16 protein-coding genes are annotated in these 17,850 nt (G+C 63.5%); 7 read left to right on the top strand and 9 right to left on the bottom strand.

What is annotated here, in order from left to right; all coding sequences use genetic code 11:
- Nucleotides 1-33: 33 nt before the first annotated feature.
- Both VM99_00215 and VM99_00220 read right to left on the bottom strand, forming a co-directional pair.
- On the bottom strand, nt 34-369 hold the full coding sequence (locus tag VM99_00215) for an alkylhydroperoxidase (protein AKJ96556.1): 336 nt from the start codon (nt 367-369) through the stop codon (nt 34-36).
- A 17-nt stretch (nt 370-386) separates the two neighbouring features.
- Nucleotides 387-1,160, bottom strand: coding sequence for a sugar dehydrogenase (locus VM99_00220; GenBank protein ID AKJ96557.1), 774 nt, complete (start codon nt 1,158-1,160; stop codon nt 387-389).
- 174 nt (nt 1,161-1,334) lie between these two features.
- Between VM99_00220 and VM99_00225 the strand changes: the two genes are divergently transcribed.
- Nucleotides 1,335-2,267 (top strand): LysR family transcriptional regulator, encoded by a 933-nt coding sequence (locus VM99_00225; GenBank protein AKJ96558.1) that lies wholly within the window; start codon nt 1,335-1,337, stop codon nt 2,265-2,267.
- On the opposite strand, the gene VM99_00230 is transcribed toward VM99_00225, so the two are convergent.
- On the bottom strand, nt 2,256-2,885 hold the full coding sequence (locus tag VM99_00230) for a cupin (protein ID AKK01643.1): 630 nt from the start codon (nt 2,883-2,885) through the stop codon (nt 2,256-2,258). The genes VM99_00225 and VM99_00230 overlap by 12 nt on opposite strands.
- 8 nt (nt 2,886-2,893) lie before the next feature.
- Complete coding sequence (locus VM99_00235) at nt 2,894-3,637, bottom strand: short-chain dehydrogenase (GenBank protein ID AKJ96559.1); 744 nt, start codon at nt 3,635-3,637, stop codon at nt 2,894-2,896.
- Between the two features lie 245 nt (nt 3,638-3,882).
- Here VM99_00235 and VM99_00240 point away from each other — a divergent pair, with 245 nt between their 5' ends.
- Nucleotides 3,883-4,761: a membrane protein gene (locus VM99_00240; GenBank protein AKJ96560.1), complete on the top strand. Its 879-nt coding sequence runs from the start codon at nt 3,883-3,885 to the stop codon at nt 4,759-4,761.
- Here the strand turns inward: VM99_00240 and VM99_00245 are convergent.
- From VM99_00245 to VM99_00255, 3 genes are all read right to left on the bottom strand, one after another.
- Complete coding sequence (locus tag VM99_00245; GenBank protein ID AKJ96561.1) at nt 4,742-5,248, bottom strand: cytochrome C oxidase subunit III; 507 nt, start codon at nt 5,246-5,248, stop codon at nt 4,742-4,744. The two genes, VM99_00240 and VM99_00245, sit on opposite strands and share 20 nt — an antisense overlap.
- A gap of 25 nt (nt 5,249-5,273) precedes the next feature.
- On the bottom strand, nt 5,274-6,611 hold the full coding sequence (locus VM99_00250; GenBank protein ID AKJ96562.1) for a multidrug MFS transporter: 1,338 nt from the start codon (nt 6,609-6,611) through the stop codon (nt 5,274-5,276).
- 182 nt (nt 6,612-6,793) lie between these two features.
- Entirely contained in the window at nt 6,794-7,975 is a 1,182-nt protein-coding gene (locus VM99_00255) for an AraC family transcriptional regulator (protein AKJ96563.1), read from the bottom strand.
- 151 nt (nt 7,976-8,126) lie between these two features.
- Between VM99_00255 and VM99_00260 the strand changes: the two genes are divergently transcribed.
- The 5 genes from VM99_00260 (at nt 8,127) to VM99_00280 (ending at nt 16,016) form a co-directional block, all read left to right on the top strand.
- Entirely contained in the window at nt 8,127-9,443 is a 1,317-nt protein-coding gene (locus tag VM99_00260; GenBank protein AKJ96564.1) for a xylose isomerase, read from the top strand.
- 147 nt (nt 9,444-9,590) lie between these two features.
- A complete protein-coding gene (locus VM99_00265) occupies nt 9,591-10,592 on the top strand; it encodes a sugar ABC transporter substrate-binding protein (GenBank protein ID AKJ96565.1) in 1,002 nt (333 codons plus the stop codon).
- A gap of 177 nt (nt 10,593-10,769) precedes the next feature.
- Nucleotides 10,770-12,326, top strand: coding sequence for a xylose transporter (locus VM99_00270; GenBank protein AKJ96566.1), 1,557 nt, complete (start codon nt 10,770-10,772; stop codon nt 12,324-12,326).
- A complete protein-coding gene (locus VM99_00275) occupies nt 12,327-13,463 on the top strand; it encodes a D-xylose ABC transporter permease (protein ID AKJ96567.1) in 1,137 nt (378 codons plus the stop codon).
- A 198-nt stretch (nt 13,464-13,661) separates the two neighbouring features.
- Nucleotides 13,662-16,016 (top strand): diguanylate cyclase, encoded by a 2,355-nt coding sequence (locus tag VM99_00280; protein ID AKJ96568.1) that lies wholly within the window; start codon nt 13,662-13,664, stop codon nt 16,014-16,016.
- A gap of 3 nt (nt 16,017-16,019) precedes the next feature.
- Here VM99_00280 and VM99_00285 read toward each other — a convergent pair whose 3' ends face one another.
- Nucleotides 16,020-16,457: an ABC-type phosphate transport system, periplasmic component gene (locus tag VM99_00285; protein AKK01644.1), complete on the bottom strand. Its 438-nt coding sequence runs from the start codon at nt 16,455-16,457 to the stop codon at nt 16,020-16,022.
- A gap of 11 nt (nt 16,458-16,468) precedes the next feature.
- Nucleotides 16,469-17,707 carry a hypothetical protein gene (locus tag VM99_00290; GenBank protein ID AKJ96569.1) on the bottom strand — a complete coding sequence of 413 codons (1,239 nt, stop codon included), beginning with the start codon at nt 17,705-17,707 and terminating at the stop codon, nt 16,469-16,471.
- Nucleotides 17,708-17,850: the final 143 nt, after the last annotated feature.

A 17,850-nucleotide genomic window follows, 5' to 3' on the forward strand; every position in this document is an offset into this window, starting at 1 on the left:
CGATGAAGGGCGCCATTGGCGCCCATCGCCGCTTCAGTGTTTCTCGAACGCCGACACCGCGTCGAACACCCGTGCGGTGTAGGTCAGTGCCGCGCCGGCGTTGAGCGAGATGGCAACGCCCAAGGCCTCGGCAATTTCTTCACGGGTTGCCCCATGCTTGAGTGCTGCTTGCACGTGAGAGGCGATGCAACCGTCGCAGCGGGTAGTGATCGCCACCGACAGCGCGATCAACTCATGGATCTTCGGGTCCAGGTGTCGGGCCGGTGCACTGCCCAGTGCGCTCATGCCCCGCATGGTTTCCGGGGCAAGCCTGGCAAACTCACCGACGTTGTTCATCAACCCGGCGAAATACTCGTTCCAGTTCATCATTCCTAACGACTCCTGTTTCAGTTGCGGCCGGCAGTCACGCCGCCATCGACCGGCAGCACGGTGCCGGTAATCCACGAAGCTTCCTGCGAGGCGAGGAACAGGATCGCCTCGGCCACATCGGCTGGCTGGCCATTACGGCCCAGCGGATGGAAAGCATTGAAGGTCGGCAGTACCGCCTTGACCTGATCAGCGTCCATGAAGGTGCCGTAGACCGGCGTCTCGACCACTGCGGGGGCCACGGTATTGATGCGGATGTTGGCGCTCGCCAGTTCCAGGGCCAGGTTGCGAGTCAGCGCGTGGACACCCGCGTTAGCGGCGGAATAGGCCGCCGACGGGGTAGCCCCGATGGCCTGGATGGCCCACAGCGAGCCGGTCTGGACAATCGCCCCGCCACCGCGCTTGAGCATGGCCCTGGCGGCCGCCTGGGCCATGAAAAATTTGCCCTTGAGGATGATGTCCAGGAAGGCGTCGTACTCGTGGGGTTCCACTTCAAGGAAGGGCTTGGGGCTGAAGATGCCGGCGTTGTTGATCAGAATATCCACCCCGCCGAACTCATTCACCGCGAGATCCACCAGCGCCTGGCCCGTGGCCGGCTGGGCGATATCGCCCGCGAGGGTGCGCACATTCTGGCCGGTCGCATCGATGTCCCGGGCAACCCGGGCGAGCTTGGCGGCGTCACGACCACCGATCACCACACGGGCACCGGCCTCGACCAGACGCTGGGCGACCTCCTTGCCAATGCCCGAACCACCACCGGTCACAATCGCGACCTTGTTAGAAAAACTTTTCATGCCTGGATTTCCTCATTGACTGGACGCAAGGGATAAAAATATCGAAGACCTTGGATCAATCCCCGTTTCTGCTATATTTCAGGGATCTATCTGAGGACTTGGTGTGCATTCTTCGCCGAAGCCCGCAACGTCACAACGCAGAAGATTTTGTTTTCCGGAATAGAAAAACTATCAATGACCAGCCCCGCTTACCTTAACGCGCTCCGTGCATTCGAGGCCGCAGCGCGACACCAGAGTTTCTCGGCCGCCGCGGCCGAGCTCAATGTCACTCCCGCAGCCGTTGGGCAACAGGTGCGTAATCTCGAGTCGTGGCTGGGCATCGCCCTGTTCATGCGTTCGAGCAGCGGCTCGGCGCGCCTGATGCTCACTGACGCCGCTCGCGCGGCCCTGCCGGATATCAGGGAAGGGTTCGATCGTTTGTCCATAGGCCTTGCGCGGTTGAAGGACGCCAGCGTGCATGCCGGGCTGACCGTCACCGTAAGCCCGGCCTTCGCCTCGAAATGGCTACTGCCGCGGATCGAGCGCTTTCAACACGCCTACCCGACGCTGGACGTGCTGCTGGATACGAACGCCCGGTCCGTGGATTTCCAGGTCGAGCAGATTGACGTGGGGGTTCGCTACGGCGCGGGGAAATGGCCGGGGCTCACCGCCGTGCACTTGATGGACGAAGTGATCTTCCCGGTCTGCTCGCCGGATTTCCCGTTGCTTGAGGGTGGCCGTCTTGCAGCCGATGCCTTGGCGCAGTGCACGCTGATCCACGACCTGTCCATGGCCAACGACCGTGACTATCCCACCTGGCGCATGTGGCTGGACGCTTCCGGTTTCAACCAGATCAAGTCCGACCACGGCCTGCGGATCAACAATTCGGCTTCGGTACTGCAAGCGGCCATCGACGGCCAGGGCCTGGCACTCGCTCGCAGCGTCATGGTGCGCGACGACCTGGCGGCGGGTCGGCTGATCCGGCCGTTTGCGGACAAGGGCCTCGACTGCCCGCTGACCCAGGCTTACTACGCGGTGTACCGTCCCGAATGCAGTGAACTGCCCAAGGTCCAGGCCTTCAGGGACTGGCTGCTCGCCGAGGCCGGGCGCGCGGCCTCAGAGGCCTAGATCAGGCGAAGCGTCCTTGAGCCAGACCCGGGCACCTTGCGCGCCCGCCCTGGCTTCGAGAGGCTCGCCCGGCGGCAAGCGCATCCAGCCCAGGGGCTGCAAAGTGAAGTCCTCGCCCTGCAGTTCGCCTTCCAGCACCAGGAGTTCCAAGCCCCGCGGGTTGGCGTGCACATGAAGGCTGTCTGCCGGATAGCGTTGCACGCAAACACGTTCGTACTCGCTCTCGAACAGCAGTTGATCGTCGCGTGCATCAAGCAGCACAACAAGTGGCTGCCGGTCCTGGCGATGAAACTGGCGCAAGCGCACGAAGATCATGCAGCCAGCGCTTGCTCCGGGAGCATGCCGGCTACCTGGAGGGTTGCGCACGTACGTGCCCGCCGGGTATCGACCATGCTCATCCTCGAAGACGCCCTCCAGCACCAGGAACTCTTCCCCGCCGCAATGGGTGTGCGCACTGAATGCACTGCCGGGTGCATACCGCACCAAGGAGGTGGCCCTTGCCTGTTCACCACCGACCCGATACAGCGGCCGCCGGTACACCCCTGCCAGTGGACTGCGGACCCACGGCTGCGTGGCACCCTGCACGATGGACCTGAGAGAGTGGTCTGCGTTGATCAACGGCTTCATCACAATTGCGCCCGCCCCCCGTCGACGACCATCTCGGCACCCAGCATGTAGCTGGACGCATCACTGGCCAGGAACAGCACTGCCGCGGCAATCTCCTCGGCCCGCCCCATGCGACCGATGGGCGCTTGCGCACCGACACGCTCGGCATAGGCGCGATACGCTTCGACGCTTTGATTGGGCTGATGATGAATGGGGGTCTCAATGGCGCCAGGGCTGACGGCGTTGACGCGGATGCGTCGTTCCAGCAACTCGGCCGAAAGCGTGCGCGCGAAGCTGCGCACGGCAGCCTTGGAGGCAGACAACAACGCCCGGCCTGGCGCACCGACCTGGTTCAGCCAGGACGTAGACAGGATGATCGCCCCCCCCGGACGCATGATCGGCTCAACGGCCTGCACCGAGAAAAAGACCCCTTTCACATTGATGTCCATGAGTTCGTCGTAGCGCTCCTCGGTGGTGCTCGACAACGGTGTGCCAAAGGCCACCCCGGCATTGGCGAAAAAGATGTCCAGGCCGCCGAACGCTTGCTCGACGGTCGCTGCCATCTGCCGCAGTTGTTCGCGTGATCGCACATCCGCCACCACCGTGATGACGCCGGGACCCAGCGCTCTGCGCGCCTGTTCCAATTTCTCCGCATCGCGGCCGGTGATCGCCACGCGCGCGCCCTGCTCCAGCAACTTCTGCGCCGTTGCCAGGCCGATGCCTGAATTGCCGCCCGTGATCAGGGCTGTTTTTCCGGTGAGCATAGGACACTCCTGCAGCGAGCCGGGTGGTCGGGAACGTGGAGTGCATCGGCTCGCAAGTTCGCAGGATGGAACAAAGCCGGGCCATGGGACGACTGATTAAATCTATGCATGCGCCGTAGAAAATCTTTGTTGCGAGCATTCCACTACAAGGAAAAACATGTGGCCATCAGCGACCAAAGAGCCGGCCATCAAAGCCATCTCGGCGGCAATGCGAAAGTTTTTCTATCAAACGGAGCCTTCTGCCGATGACAACGATCACCCCCATCGGCCGACGCGAACGTCGTTTTCCCGGCTGGGTCTTCCAAGCGATGGTGTGCCTGGTGGCCTTTGCGGCCAATTCCATTTTTTGCCGGCAAGCGCTGATGCAGGATCAAATCGACCCTGCGTCATTCACCGCGATCCGCCTGCTCAGCGGTGCTGTGTTCCTGCTGTGCCTGATTCGGTCGCGCCAGCCTCGGCCTGCCATGGGCGGCAGTTGGCGGGCCGGTCTGGCGCTGTTTCTCTATGCTTACTTATTCTCCATTGCCTACGTCCGACTCGGTGCGGGCGTAGGCGCCTTGATCCTGTTCGGAGCCGTGCAGGTGACGATGTTCGCCTGCGCCTGGAAACAGGGCGAGCCGGTTCAGAAAAAAGCGCTGATCGGCATGTCCTTGGCCTTCTGCGGCCTGCTGGTCCTTTTACTACCGGGCGCCGACACCCCACCCATGGGCAGCGCCCTGCTTATGGCGGTCTCGGGAATGGCCTGGGGAGCCTACTCACTGCTCGGCAAAGGCTGCGCCAACCCACTCGCAGACACCGCCGGCAACTTTGCCAGAACCCTGGCAATGCTGTGTGTGCTCGGCCCGATCATGCTCCTTGGCAGCCACCCGCGCCTGAGCGTGCCCGGCGTGCTTTATGCGCTGGCTTCCGGCATCCTGGCCTCTGGCTGCGGCTACGCGCTCTGGTATGGCACGGTCAAGAAAATCAGCGCACAACACGCCGCAACGCTGCAGCTCGGCGTGCCCATCCTCGCCTCGCTGGGCGGCGTATGGCTGCTGGATGAACCCATGTCGATCCGCTTGTTGACGGTCTCCATCGTTGTGTTGGGCGGCATTGCACTATCACTTAGGGCGCGAATCGCGTGAAGACCCAATCATGGTTCTGGACCCGGGCCTGGTGGCAGGCGAAGCAGGTTTGGTGCTGTGCCTCATCGGCGGGCTTGCCGTTGATAAAGCGACCGAATCCCCAGCCGCCGGTCGACGCGTATCTCTGCGAGTCCTTGACCATCACCTGGACGGTAGTGGCCGCACCGGGGATCGAGGCCGGCTCGAACTCCGGCGACTGGACGTGCTTCCAGGCCAGCTTCACCAGCACCGTGCCGTCGGGGAACGGCAGGGTTGAATCCTGATAGGCCTTCATCGCCAGACCATTGCCCACCACGGCTCGAAGTTCGTTCAGCGGCGTGGCTTCCTGGGCCGGGGCGATCAGGGCCCATTGGCGATAGCCCTCGGGAAGTTTCACCCCATAGATCGGCGAAACCTCGCCGCCCCCGTCATCGCCCAGGACCAGGCCAGCCGTGCCCCATGTCGCGGCGGCCACGGCGGCGGACATCGCCAGATGCTTGAGTTTCATCGTTGCTCTCCTGTGTGCCGAACGGTTACTTCGTCGCGGCACGTAACGGCCGGAACGCTTCGCGCAACTCTTCGCTGAACAATTGCGGCTGCTCCCAGGCAGCGAAGTGCCCCCCCTTGCCGACCTCGCTGAAGTAGGACAGCGATGGATAGGCACGCTGGGCCCAGGTCTTCGGCGCGCGGTAGATCTCCTGCGGGAACACGCTGATCGCCACCGGGACCTTGATGTTCGTGGTTTTCTGCGCGGCGGTGCTGAAGTTATTGTTGTTGTTCTCCCAATAGAAACGGGAGGACGAGGCACCGGAGTCGGTCAGCCAGTACAAGCTGATGTCGTCGAGCATTTCATCGCGGCTGAGTACGCGCTCAGGCTGGCCGCCGCTGTCGGTCCAGGCCGCGAATTTCTCGTACATCCAGGCCGCCGTACCGGTGGGCGAATCGGCCAGCAGGTAACCGATAGTCTGCGGTCGGGTTACCATCATTGCGCCGTAGGCGGCATTGCGGCCGAAGAACGTGCTCAGCGAGCGGTAGGCCGTGCGTTCCGGTTCGGTGAGCCCGGCCGGGGCCGGATCGCCGCTGTTGATCGGTTTCACCAGCTCCGGCGGCACGGTCGCTGGCATGTTCAAGTGGATCCCCAGCAGTCCGGGTGGCGCCAGGCGCCCCAGGGCATCGGAGATCACAGAACCGTGATCGCCGCCCTGGGACACGTAATGGCTGTAGCCCAACCGCTTCATCAACACGTCCCAGGCTTTCGCCACTCGGTCGGGGCCCCAGCCCAGTTCGGTCGGCTTGCCGGAAAAACCATGGCCGGGAATCGAAGGGATCACCACGTCGAAGGCATCCTCGGCGCGACCACCGTAGGCAGTCGGGTCGGTCAACGGGCCGATCGTCTTGAGGAATTCGAATTGCGAACCCGGCCAGCCGTGGGTGAGGATCAGCGGCATCGCGTTGGGGTGGCGCGAACGCACGTGGATGAACTGAATGTCGACACCATCGATGGTGGTGACGAACTCCGGCAAGGCGTTGAGTCGGGCCTCTGCCTTGCGCCAGTCGTAGCCGTCGCCCCAATACTTGACCAACGCCTGCACCTGGGCCAGCTGCACACCCTGGGAGGTGTCGCTGACGGTTTCCTTGTCCGGCCAGCGCGTGGCGGCGATGCGCTGGCGCAGCTCGGCCAACTTGGCGTCATCGACGTGAATGCGGTACGGGCGAATGGCTTGCGACCCGGCCTGCGCGGCGCTGGCGGTGGGGTCCTGTGCGGCCGAGGCCTCGGCGCTGGCGGCGAGCGCGGCAAGACCGAGCGCACTGGCCGCGCCGGCTGAAACCAGGTAACGCTGCCAGGTAAAAACGAGCGGGGCTGCAAGCATGGTGAATCTCCTTTTGATGCCCAGAGGGACGGCAACGGCCGTCCCGACGCAGGCCATTTAAGGCCCCATGGGTATCGCGGATGTGTCACCAACGGACGCTAAAGCAACAGTCCGTATCGCAGTGGGGGCTGGATACACAGGGATACAGAGGTGGCGAAGTGTTGGAGAAGGCGGCGCTACAGTCACACCACCGCTTGTGCCTGCTGATACTCCCGAGGCGTACAGCCGAACTCACGCCGGAACACGGTGTGCAGGTACTGCGCCGATTTGAAGCCGCAACGCTGGGCAATGTCGGCAATCGGCGCATCGGTGTTTTCCAGTCCATTGGCGGCCGCAGCCAGCTTGAAGCGCAGGATCTCGTCGTGAACGCTGCACCCGCGCACCTTGCGAAAATGCGATTCCAGGGATGAACGCGACACGCCGACATACGCCGCCACCTGGGCGGTCTTGATGCCCTGGCAGGCGTATTGGCGGATGAACAGCAGCGCCTGCATGACGTAGGGATTGCCCAGCGGCTGGTGCAGGCTGGAGACCTGCACATTGATCGCATCCGGCGGAACCAGGATCTGCGTGCCCGTGGACGGCATGCCGTGGAGCATCTGGTGCAGCAGGCGCGCCGCGGTCCGGCCCATGGTTTCGGTGCCCTGGATCACCGAACTCAGTGGCACCCGCGTCAGGCTGCGGGTCAGCGGATCGTTGTCGATGCCGATCAACGCCACCTGCTCCGGGACGGCGATTCCGGCGGTCAGGCAGGCTTGCAACAGTTGGCGGGCGCGGGCATCGCTGACGGCAATGATGCCGATGGGTTTGGGCAGGCTTTGCAGCCAGGCGATCTGCTGTTCGACGGCGCTGTCCCAGAGCGGCGCGCTGGTGCCCATGCCGCGGTAGATCTCGGCGGGCAGGCCGTCGCGCTGCACCAGGCGGCGAAAGGCTTTTTCCCGCTCCTGGGCCCAACGATTGGCCTGTGCCTCGGGCAGGCTGAAACAGGCGAAGCGCGTCAGGCCGGCCTCGATCAAGTGCTCATAGGCCAGCGTCATCAACGCGTCGTTGTCGGTGGCGACGTAAGGGATGCCCTTCGGGTAGGCCCGCGCATCCTGGTAGGAACCGCCCACTGCCACCACGGGCAGCTTGATCCCCGCCAGCGCCTCGCCGATCAGCGGGTCGTCGAAATCGGCAATGATGCCGTCGCCCTGCCAGCGCTCGATGCCCTTGAGGCGACAGAGGAAATCCTCTTCGAGGAACAGGTCCCACGAAGCGCGGGTGCTGCTCAGGTAATTGCCGATGCCGCTGATGATCCCACGGTCGTAGATCTTGCTGCCGTTGAACAACAGGGCGATGCGGTGAACGGGCGGGACAGTTTTCATTGTTTGAACCCTTGGCCGATGGACACAGACTAGGCTTGCTCGCGCTCAAGCTCAATACAAAATCGAACGGCCCGTTGGTGATTTTCATAATCAGCAGCCTCAGGTCCGGCGCTAGTATCGAGACACCGCCAAGAATAAAAAGGACACAGCCATGCCGTACTTCCCCGGTGTCGACAAGATTCGCTTCGAGGGTGCCGCCAGCGGCGCACCCCTCGCCTTCCGCCACTACGACGCCGACAAGCTCATCCTCGGCAAGCCCATGCGCGAACACCTGCGCATGGCGGTCTGCTACTGGCATTCGTTCGTCTGGCCGGGGTCCGATGTGTTCGGTGCCGGCACGTTCAAGCGCCCCTGGCAGCACGCCGGCGACCCCATGGAACTGGCCATCGGCAAGGCTGAAGCGGCCTTCGAGTTCTTCAGCAAACTGGGCATCGATTACTACTGCTTCCACGACACCGATGTCGCCCCCGAGGGCAGCTCGCTGCGCGAGTATCGCAACCATTTCGCGCAGATGGTCGATCACCTGGAACGCCATCAGGAACAGACCGGCATCCGATTGCTGTGGGGCACCGCCAACTGCTTCAGCAACCCGCGCTTTGCCGCCGGCGCGGCAAGCAACCCGGACCCGGAAGTCTTCGCCTGCGCCGCCGCCCAGGTGTTCAGTGCCATGAACGCGACCCTGCGGCTCAAAGGCGCCAACTACGTGTTGTGGGGTGGCCGCGAGGGCTACGAAACCCTGCTCAATACCGACCTCAAGCGCGAGCGCGAGCAACTGGGCCGGTTCATGCGCATGGTGGTCGAGCACAAGCACAAGATCGGCTTCAAGGGCGACCTGCTCATCGAACCCAAGCCCCAGGAGCCGACCAAGCACCAATACGATTACGACACCGCCACAGTGTTCGGCTTCCTCCAGCAGTTCGGCCTGGAGCGCGAGATCAAGGTCAACATCGAGGCCAACCACGCGACCCTGGCCGGGCACAGCTTCCACCACGAGATCGCCACCGCGACGTCGCTGGGGATCTTCGGCAGCATCGACGCCAACCGGGGCGATCCGCAAAACGGCTGGGACACCGACCAGTTCCCCAACAGCGTCGAGGAAATGACCCTGGCCACTTATGAAATCCTCAAGGCCGGAGGGTTCACCCACGGTGGATTCAACTTCGACTCCAAGGTTCGTCGCCAGAGCGTCGACGATGTCGATCTGTTCCACGGCCATGTCGCCGCCATGGATGTCCTGGCCCTGGCCCTGGAGCGCGCGGCCGCCATGGTCCAGGACGATCAGTTGCAACGGTTCAAGGACCAACGCTACGCCGGCTGGCAGCAGCCGTTCGGCCAGGCAGTGCTGGCGGGCGACTACAGCCTCGCGGCGCTGGCTGAACATGCCTTCGACAACGCGTTGAACCCCCAAGCGGTCAGTGGCCGACAGGAGATGCTCGAGAACGTGGTCAACCGGTTCATCTACCCCTGACCCAGGACTGCACCGGGAGCCTGCGAGCCTGTGACATTCGCGCGACAAATCTGTGCCCACACCGCCGTGCAACGCTCTACAGTCTTACCGGCATCCCGCTCATCGTCAGGACGTGTCTTTCAAACAACAATAAAAGGACGCACTACCATGAAAACATTCAAACGCACGTTGCTCGCCGGCGCCCTCGCCCTGCTCTCGCTCCCGGTCATGGCCGACGCCGCGCACCCGAAAATCGGCTTCTCCATCGATGACCTGCGCCTGGAACGCTGGTCGCGGGACCGCGACTACTTCGTCGCGGCAGCGGAAAAACTCGAGGCCAAGGTCTTCGTCCAGTCGGCCGACGCCAACGAGCAGAAGCAGATCTCGCAGATCGAGAACCTCATCTCCCGGGGCGTCGACGTGATTGTCATCGTGCCATTCAACGCTACCGTGCTGACCAACGCCGTCGCCGAAGCCAAGAAGGCCGGAATCAAGGTGGTGTCCTACGACCGGCTGATCCTCAACGCCGACATCGACGCCTACATTTCCTTCGATAACGAAAAGGTCGGCGAAATGCAGGCCAGCGGCGTGTTGCAAGCGGCGCCCAAGGGTAATTACTTCCTGCTCGGCGGCGCCCCGACGGACAACAACGCCAAGGTGCTGCGCGAAGGCCAGATGAAAGTGCTGCAACCGGCCATCGACAAGGGCGACATCAAGATCGTCGGCCAGCAATGGGTGAAGGAATGGAACCCCACCGAAGCCCTGAGCATCGTCGAGAACGCCCTGACCCGCAACAGCAACAAGATCGACGCCATCGTCGCCTCCAACGACGCCACCGCAGGCGGTGCGATCCAGGCCCTCGCGGCCCAGAAAATGGCCGGCAAGGTGCCGATCTCGGGCCAGGACGCCGACCTGGCGGCGGTCAAGCGGGTGATCGACGGCACCCAGACCATGACCGTCTACAAGCCACTCAAGCTGATCGCCACCGAAGCCGCCAAGCTCTCGGTGCAACTGGCACGCAACGAGAAACCCACCTACAGCTCGCAGTACGACAACGGCAGCAAGAAGGTCGACACCATCCTGCTCACCCCGACCCCGCTGACCAAGGACAACATCGACCTGCTGGAAAAGGACGGCTTCTACACCAAGGCGCAGATCGCCGGGCAATGACCTGAAGCCAAGCCCGAGGTTATCAGTCACTGTGGGAGCGAGCTTGCTCGCGATGGCGGTGGTTCAGCTGGCATCCCTTTCGGATCTGCTGCCGCTATCGCGAGCAAGCTCGCTCCCACAGGAAACTGGCTGACATCAGGGCAGTGCCTAGCCACTGATTATGTGTGAGTCCTTGCCATGTCCGATTACCTGCTGCAAATGAACGGCATCGTCAAGACCTTTGACGGTGTCAAGGCCCTGAACGGCATCGATATCAAGGTCCGGCCCGGTGAGTGCGTCGGCCTGTGCGGCGAGAACGGCGCGGGCAAATCCACGCTGATGAAAGTCCTGTCGGCGGTCTACCCCCATGGCACCTGGGAGGGCGAAATCCTCTGGGACGGCCAGCCGCTCAAGGCGCAATCGATCAGCGACACCGAAGCCGCCGGGATCGTCATCATCCACCAGGAGCTGACCCTGGTCCCCGACCTGTCGGTGGCCGAAAACATCTTCATGGGCCACGAGCTGACCCTGCCCGGCGGGCGCATGAATTACCCGGCCATGATCCATCGCGCCGAAGCCCTGATGCGTGAGCTCAAGGTGCCGGACATGAACGTCTCGCTGCCGGTGTCCCAGTACGGCGGCGGCTACCAGCAACTGGTGGAAATCGCCAAGGCCCTGAACAAGCAGGCGCGCCTGCTGATCCTCGACGAGCCCTCCTCGGCCCTGACCCGCTCGGAAATCGAGGTATTGCTGGACATCATCCGCGACCTCAAGGCCAAGGGCGTCGCCTGCGTGTACATCTCCCACAAGCTCGACGAAGTGGCCGCCGTGTGCGACACGATTTCGGTGATCCGCGACGGCAAGCACATCGCCACGACCGCCATGGCCGACATGGACATCCCGAAGATCATCACCCAGATGGTCGGGCGAGAAATGAGCAACCTCTACCCCACCGAACCCCATGAGGTGGGCGAGGTGATCTTCGAGGCGCGCCACATCACCTGCTACGACATCGACAACCCCAGGCGCAAACGGGTCGACGACATCTCGTTCGTGCTCAAGCGTGGGGAAATCCTCGGCATCGCCGGGCTGGTCGGCGCCGGCCGCACGGAGCTGGTGTCGGCGCTGTTCGGCGCCTACCCCGGCCGCCACGAAGGCGAAGTCTGGCTCGACGGCCAGCCGATCGATACGCGCACCCCGCTCAAGGCGATCCGCGCCGGCCTGTGCATGGTCCCCGAAGACCGCAAGCGCCAGGGCATCATCCCGGACCTGGGCGTGGGCCAGAACATCACCCTGGCCGTGCTGGACACTTATTCACGCCTGACCCGCATCGATGCCGAGGCCGAGCTGGGCAGCATCGACAAGGAAATCGCGCGCATGCACCTCAAGACCGCGAGCCCGTTCCTGCCAATCACCAGCCTGTCGGGCGGCAACCAGCAAAAAGCCGTGCTGGCGAAAATGCTCCTGGCCCAGCCCCGGGTGTTGATCCTCGATGAACCGACCCGCGGGGTGGACGTCGGCGCCAAGTATGAGATCTACAAGCTGATGGGCGCGCTGGCGGCCGACGGCGTGTCGATCATCATGGTCTCCTCGGAACTGGCCGAGGTGCTGGGGGTGTCCGACCGGGTGCTGGTGATCGGCGAAGGCCAGTTGCGCGGCAACTTCATCAACCACGAACTGACCCAGGAACAGGTGCTCGCCGCCGCGCTCAGCCACCCCGATGGCCATCACAATAATGATCGGAAGTCCGCGTAGATGAATCAGGTCAAACAACTGTTCTCCCGCTACAAAATGCTCGCGCTGGTGATCGCCGTGGCGATGATCTGGCTGTTCTTCAGCTGGCAGACCGAGGGCGGCTTCCTGACCCCGCGCAACCTTTCCAACCTGCTGCGGCAAATGTCCATCACCGGGATCCTGGCCTGCGGCATGGTGCTGGTGATCATCAGCGGCGAGATCGACCTGTCGGTGGGGTCCTTGCTGGGGCTGCTGGGTGGGCTCGCGGCGATCCTCGATGTGGTCTATCACATCCCGCTGCTGGCGAACCTGAGCCTGGTCGCCCTGTGTGGCCTGGTGATCGGCCTGGGCAACGGCTACATGACCGCTTACCTGCGCATCCCCTCGTTCATCGTCGGCCTGGGCGGCATGCTTGCCTTTCGCGGGATCCTGCTGGGGGTCACCGGCGGGACCACCATCGCCCCGGTGTCGCCGGAGCTGGTCTACGTCGGCCAGGGCTATCTGCCGCACGCCGTGGGCACCGGGCTGGGCGTGGTGCTGTTCGCCCTGACCCTGTTCCTGACCTGGAAACAGCGGCGCAATCGAGCTTTGCATGGCCTGGCGGCGCACTCGTTGGTACGCGACGTGCTGCGGGTGGTGCTGATCGGCGCGGTGCTGGCCGGCTTCGTCTACACCCTCAACAGTTACGACGGCATCCCGGTGCCGGTGCTGCTTTTGCTGGTGCTGCTCGGCGTGTTCAGCTACGTCACCAGCCAGACCGTGTTTGGCCGGCGGGTGTATTCGGTGGGCAGCAACATGGAAGCCACGCGCCTGTCGGGTATCAACGTGCAAGCAGTGAAACTGTGGATCTTCGGCATCATGGGGGTGATGTGCGCCCTGGCCGGCGTGGTCAACACCGCGCGCCTGGCAGCGGGTTCGCCCTCGGCCGGCAACATGGGCGAGCTCGATGCCATCGCCGCCTGCTTCATCGGTGGCACTTCGATGCGCGGCGGCTCCGGCACGGTCTACGGCGCCCTCCTCGGCGCGCTGGTCATCACCAGCCTGGACAACGGCATGTCGATGCTCGACGTCGACAGTTACTGGCAGATGATCGTCAAGGGCAGCATCCTGGTGCTGGCGGTGTGGGTCGACGTGAGCACCCGCACCGGACGACGCTGAGCCGGGACTGGCGATGGCCCCGACGCCGTCGCCACCGCGTGGCACGGCACAGGCCAAGGGCATTTTTTGGTCTATAGTTTCCAGCGAACCCGTTGATACACCTTTTCGCATGGACGCAATCGGGAGCTTCGGCCATCCGTCTCTTCCCCGGCGGATGTCCGCTAACCTGGAATGCCGGTACAACGCACGGAGCACATCATGTCGATCCAACGGACGAGTGGACTGAGGCAGGCTCGCGGTGTCGCCACCGATGCATCGCCCCGTCCCCCAGCCCGGCTCTTTCGACATGGCCTCGACCGCATAAGGGAAGCCTACGTCCTGCTGCCGCTGCTGGCGCTGCTCCTGCTGATCGCCCTCTGGTCCGCCACCCTCTATCTCATCCAGGTCGAACAAACCCGCGCCCAGCGCAACGCCGCGACATTGAGCCTGGAAATCAGCGCCACCTATGAGGCCCAGATGCTGCGCGCGGTGCGTGAAATCGACCAGACCCTCAAGCTCGTCAAGTACGCCTACGAGGCGCAAGGCGAGCACAACCCACTCACCGGGCTCAGGGAGCGAGCGCTGTTGCCGCCGGCCCTGTTGTTCGACGTGAGCGTGGTCGACGCCGACGCCCAACTGGTCGCCAGCACCCGCGCCAACGACACCAGCCATGGCAATGACCGGCAAGAACTGCGCACGCTACGGCACAACGACACGCTGCTGGTCAGCCGTCCCTGGAAAGACCCGCGCACCGGAGAATGGCGATTGCGCTTCAGCCGGCGCCTCGATGGGCCGCAGGGCACGCTCTCGGGGATGGCCCGCGTCGAGGTGGATGCGGCCTACTTCGTCAGCAGCTATGACCCCTCGAAACTTGGCGTCCAAGGGGTACTCGGGCTGCTGGGCACCGACGGGGTGTTCCGGGTCCGGCGCACCGGCGATACCCTGCTGGCGGGCGATACGGTCGACTACGCAGCGCTGGTGCCAGACACCGAGGACACCCAGGCGCTGCTGCTGGTCAACCATTGGGACGGCGTGCGCCGCTACACCAGTGCCCGCCAGCTCTACGACGTTCCTCTGGCGGTGATCGTCGGGCTGTCCGAAGAGGAACAACTGCTTGCCGTGACCCGCCAGGCCCAGGTCTATTTGCATCGAGCCACCGCAGCCAGCCTGCTGCTGATCTGCCTGGCGGGCCTGCTCAGCCGGATGAGCTGGCAATTGGCGCAAAGCCGTCTGCAGGCTGCCGAAGCCAAGGTCGCCTACGCCGAACGCGTCGAATACCTGGCCTACCACGACGGCCTCACCGCGCTGCCGAACCGCAGCCTGTTCAGCAAACTGCTGGTGCAGAACATTCGCGAGGCCAGCCGTTATCGACGCCAGATGGCCGTACTGTTCCTCGACCTCGACCGCTTCAAACTGATCAACGACACCCTCGGCCACGATGCCGGCGACCAGTTGCTGCAAGAAGTCGCCCACCGTCTCAAGACCTGTCTGCGCGAAAGCGACATCGTCGCCCGCCTGGGCGGCGACGAATTCGTGATCCTGCTGCCGCAGCTGTCGGATGAACAGTACGTAGGGGCCACCGCCCAGAAAATCCTCGGGGCGATTGCCAGGCCCTTCAACCTGCAAGGGCAAGAGTTTCGCGTGACCGCCAGCATTGGCATCAGCCTGTACGACCGCGACGGCCAGGACGAACAGACCCTGAAGAAAAACGCAGACATCGCCATGTACCAGGCCAAGCAGCAGGGCAAGAACACCTTCCAGTTCTACTCCGAGCGCTTGAACGCCGAATCACTGGAGCGGCAAACCCTCGAACTGGGCTTGCGCCATGCCTTGGAACGGGATGAGTTCAGGCTTCACTACCAGGCCAAGCGTGACATCCGCAGCGGGCAGATCACCGGCATGGAAGCGCTGTTGCGCTGGGAACACCCCGACCTTGGCCTGGTGGCGCCTATGCAGTTCATTCCGGTGGCCGAAGAGACGGGCCTGATCGTGTCCATCGGTCAATGGGTGCTGCGGACGGCTTGCCTGCAAAACGTCGCCTGGCAACAACAGGGACTGGCGCGGTTGTGCGTGGCCGTGAACCTGACGGCCCGACAGTTCTTCGACGACGCGCTGCTGAGCGACCTTGTCACTGTCCTGACCGAGACCGGCATGGACGCCAACCTGCTGGAACTGGAGATCGCCGAGAGCCTGCTGATGCAGGACGTCAAGGCTGCCCTCCAGGTCCTGACCGGGCTCAAGCAACTGAACGTGCGCATCGCCATCGACGATTTCGGCGTCGGCTACTCATCGCTCTCGGCCCTGCAGCAGTTCCCGCTCGACGCCATCAAGATCGACCGCTCGTTCATCCGGGACGTGGCCCGGGTATCGGAGGACCGGGCCTTGACCGAGGCCATCATCACCATGGGTCGCAGCCTCAGCCTGACGGTGGTGGCCCAGGGCGTGGAAACCAAGGAGCAAGCCGACTTCCTGCGGGACAACGCCTGCGATGAGTTCCAGGGGTTCTACTTCAACAAGCCGATGCCCGCCGACCAGTTCCAGGCCTTGCTGCAAGCGCAAGCGCCTCACCCCTAGCCCTCACGGCGGATCCGCCGGCAGCACCCGGACGCTGTCGTCCACGTCTCGCGCATCGATGTAGCCGACACTGTCGAGATGGCCGGCCAGATACCTCTTCACCTCCGCGCTGCTGCCAAGGGTTTCCGGCGGTTGGCCCCGACCGGTAAAAATGATCTTCGACCAGTGCGCCTTGAGCTGGGCGGCGGACTTGCCGGTGAAGCGGGTGTAAAACTCGTCGCGAATCGCCGAGCCCTCGGGCAAATCAATGGGAACGGCCTGCCCGCCATCGGGAAAACGATTGGTCTTGCCCAGGAAGATATTCGCCACCTGGCTGCCCGCCAGCGTCTTCACCGGGCTGGCACTGGCAACGACCACCACCACCTCGGCCATCGCCAGCGTGCTGCCAGCGGACAATACGACGCCTGCCACCGCACACCCGGTGTGCTTGAGAAAGCGCATGATCGGGCCCATCAGAACACGAAATCCACGGCGACGCTGAGCAGGCTGAACGAGCCACCGGGCTCGAAGTCCGGCTGGAAATTGGTCAACGGTCCAGTGGCGGTGCTGCCAAGGCGTGTGTGGTCGTACTGCAGCTTGGCGTCCATGTTCTTGGTGAAGTCCCAGCGCACGCCCAGGGACAGGGTCTGCTGGCGGCTGCCTGAGCCGAGGATGCCGTTGAGCGCGCCGTTGAGCTCACCCGCCGGCCCCACGAGCTCAGGCGGCAGGTTCGAGGTGTCCAGCCCCTCGGCGGACGTTTCGCTCAGGGTCTTGGAACGTGCATAGGTGATATAGGGTGTGAACGCATTGATCCTGTAGCCGCTGCTGACGTACCAGGCGCTCATCTCGCCAAACGCCGCGTGGCTTTTGAAATGCCCCCATTCGCCCATGACGAACCAGTCGCCTGGATCGTAGATGGCGCCCACGCCGACGAAGTTGAAATGCTTGCCTTTGGTGTCATAGCGGTCGGCAATGTCGTTGCCCTGCGCGCCGAACTGCCGGAAATCATCGAACAGCGGGTTGAAGGGCTCGTAGGTCAAATGCGTCTGCTGGAAGGTGATGCGCGTGGTCAAGGCGCCGTATTCGGTCAGGTTGGAAACGCCCCACGATTCCCGGGCGCGGGTTTCACCCGTGCCGTGGGGCATCTTCACCGTGCTCTGGCCCACGTTGCCCTGCACCGTGTTGGCAACATCGCCCACGTGCAGCCGGTAGCTGAGATCCATGCCGTCGGTGCTGGTCACAGGGATCATGCTGTAGACCTCGCCCGGCGGCCGTACCCAGGGGAGCGTGTAGCCGACCTTGCGAGTGTCGGAAAACAGGAAGGCCGGCTGCACCGTGCGACCGATGCGCAGGCTGAAATCCGGCGTGACCTGGTACTTGAAGTTCGCCCACTCCAGGGAGGGCCGGTAACTGTTGTCGTAACGTTGTTCCGAAATGACCTGCACCACCGCAGAAAGCTGCGGGTTGAAACGGGCGGTCAGCTGGGCACCGATCAGGCTGTCGACATCGGAGCTCCATTCGCGGGTGTGCCCGGCACCATTGGGCTTGTAGATGCTGGAGGTGTAGTCGGCGTTTTTCTCGTTGGAGTGAACCATCCCCACCGTGCCGAAGCTGCTCACTGAAAACGTCGGGCCCTGGGCGTCGGCGGCGTGCGCGGTGCAGGCGTACAGGGCCATCACGGCCAACGCCAGGGGGTTGAGTCGTGGCGTCATGGGTCAGTGCAGCCCTATGGCAAGGGAGATTTCAGCCAGGCTCGCTGGCGCCCTGGAACGTGTAACGACATTGATTGCGCAATTGCCCGGGGAGACTGCCACCATGCGTTCTAATCCTTGTAACGTTGGCTCAGTAGGCATTC

The organism is Pseudomonas chlororaphis, assembly GCA_001023535.1.
Lineage (GTDB): Bacteria > Pseudomonadota > Gammaproteobacteria > Pseudomonadales > Pseudomonadaceae > Aquipseudomonas > Aquipseudomonas chlororaphis_E.

Bases quoted from the DNA above. Each gene is read 5' to 3' on its own strand.
- VM99_00215 (AKJ96556.1), bottom strand. From the start codon at position 369: ATGATGAACTGGAACGAGTATTTCGCCGGGTTGATGAACAACGTCGGT.
- VM99_00220 (AKJ96557.1), bottom strand. From the start codon at position 1,160: ATGAAAAGTTTTTCTAACAAGGTCGCGATTGTGACCGGTGGTGGTTCG.
- VM99_00225 (AKJ96558.1), top strand. From the start codon at position 1,335: ATGACCAGCCCCGCTTACCTTAACGCGCTCCGTGCATTCGAGGCCGCA.
- VM99_00235 (AKJ96559.1), bottom strand. From the start codon at position 3,637: ATGCTCACCGGAAAAACAGCCCTGATCACGGGCGGCAATTCAGGCATC.
- VM99_00240 (AKJ96560.1), top strand. From the start codon at position 3,883: ATGACAACGATCACCCCCATCGGCCGACGCGAACGTCGTTTTCCCGGC.
- VM99_00245 (AKJ96561.1), bottom strand. From the start codon at position 5,248: ATGAAACTCAAGCATCTGGCGATGTCCGCCGCCGTGGCCGCCGCGACA.
- VM99_00250 (AKJ96562.1), bottom strand. From the start codon at position 6,611: ATGCTTGCAGCCCCGCTCGTTTTTACCTGGCAGCGTTACCTGGTTTCA.
- VM99_00255 (AKJ96563.1), bottom strand. From the start codon at position 7,975: ATGAAAACTGTCCCGCCCGTTCACCGCATCGCCCTGTTGTTCAACGGC.
- VM99_00260 (AKJ96564.1), top strand. From the start codon at position 8,127: ATGCCGTACTTCCCCGGTGTCGACAAGATTCGCTTCGAGGGTGCCGCC.
- VM99_00265 (AKJ96565.1), top strand. From the start codon at position 9,591: ATGAAAACATTCAAACGCACGTTGCTCGCCGGCGCCCTCGCCCTGCTC.
- VM99_00270 (AKJ96566.1), top strand. From the start codon at position 10,770: ATGTCCGATTACCTGCTGCAAATGAACGGCATCGTCAAGACCTTTGAC.
- VM99_00275 (AKJ96567.1), top strand. From the start codon at position 12,327: ATGAATCAGGTCAAACAACTGTTCTCCCGCTACAAAATGCTCGCGCTG.
- VM99_00280 (AKJ96568.1), top strand. From the start codon at position 13,662: ATGTCGATCCAACGGACGAGTGGACTGAGGCAGGCTCGCGGTGTCGCC.
- VM99_00285 (AKK01644.1), bottom strand. From the start codon at position 16,457: ATGCGCTTTCTCAAGCACACCGGGTGTGCGGTGGCAGGCGTCGTATTG.
- VM99_00290 (AKJ96569.1), bottom strand. From the start codon at position 17,707: ATGACGCCACGACTCAACCCCCTGGCGTTGGCCGTGATGGCCCTGTAC.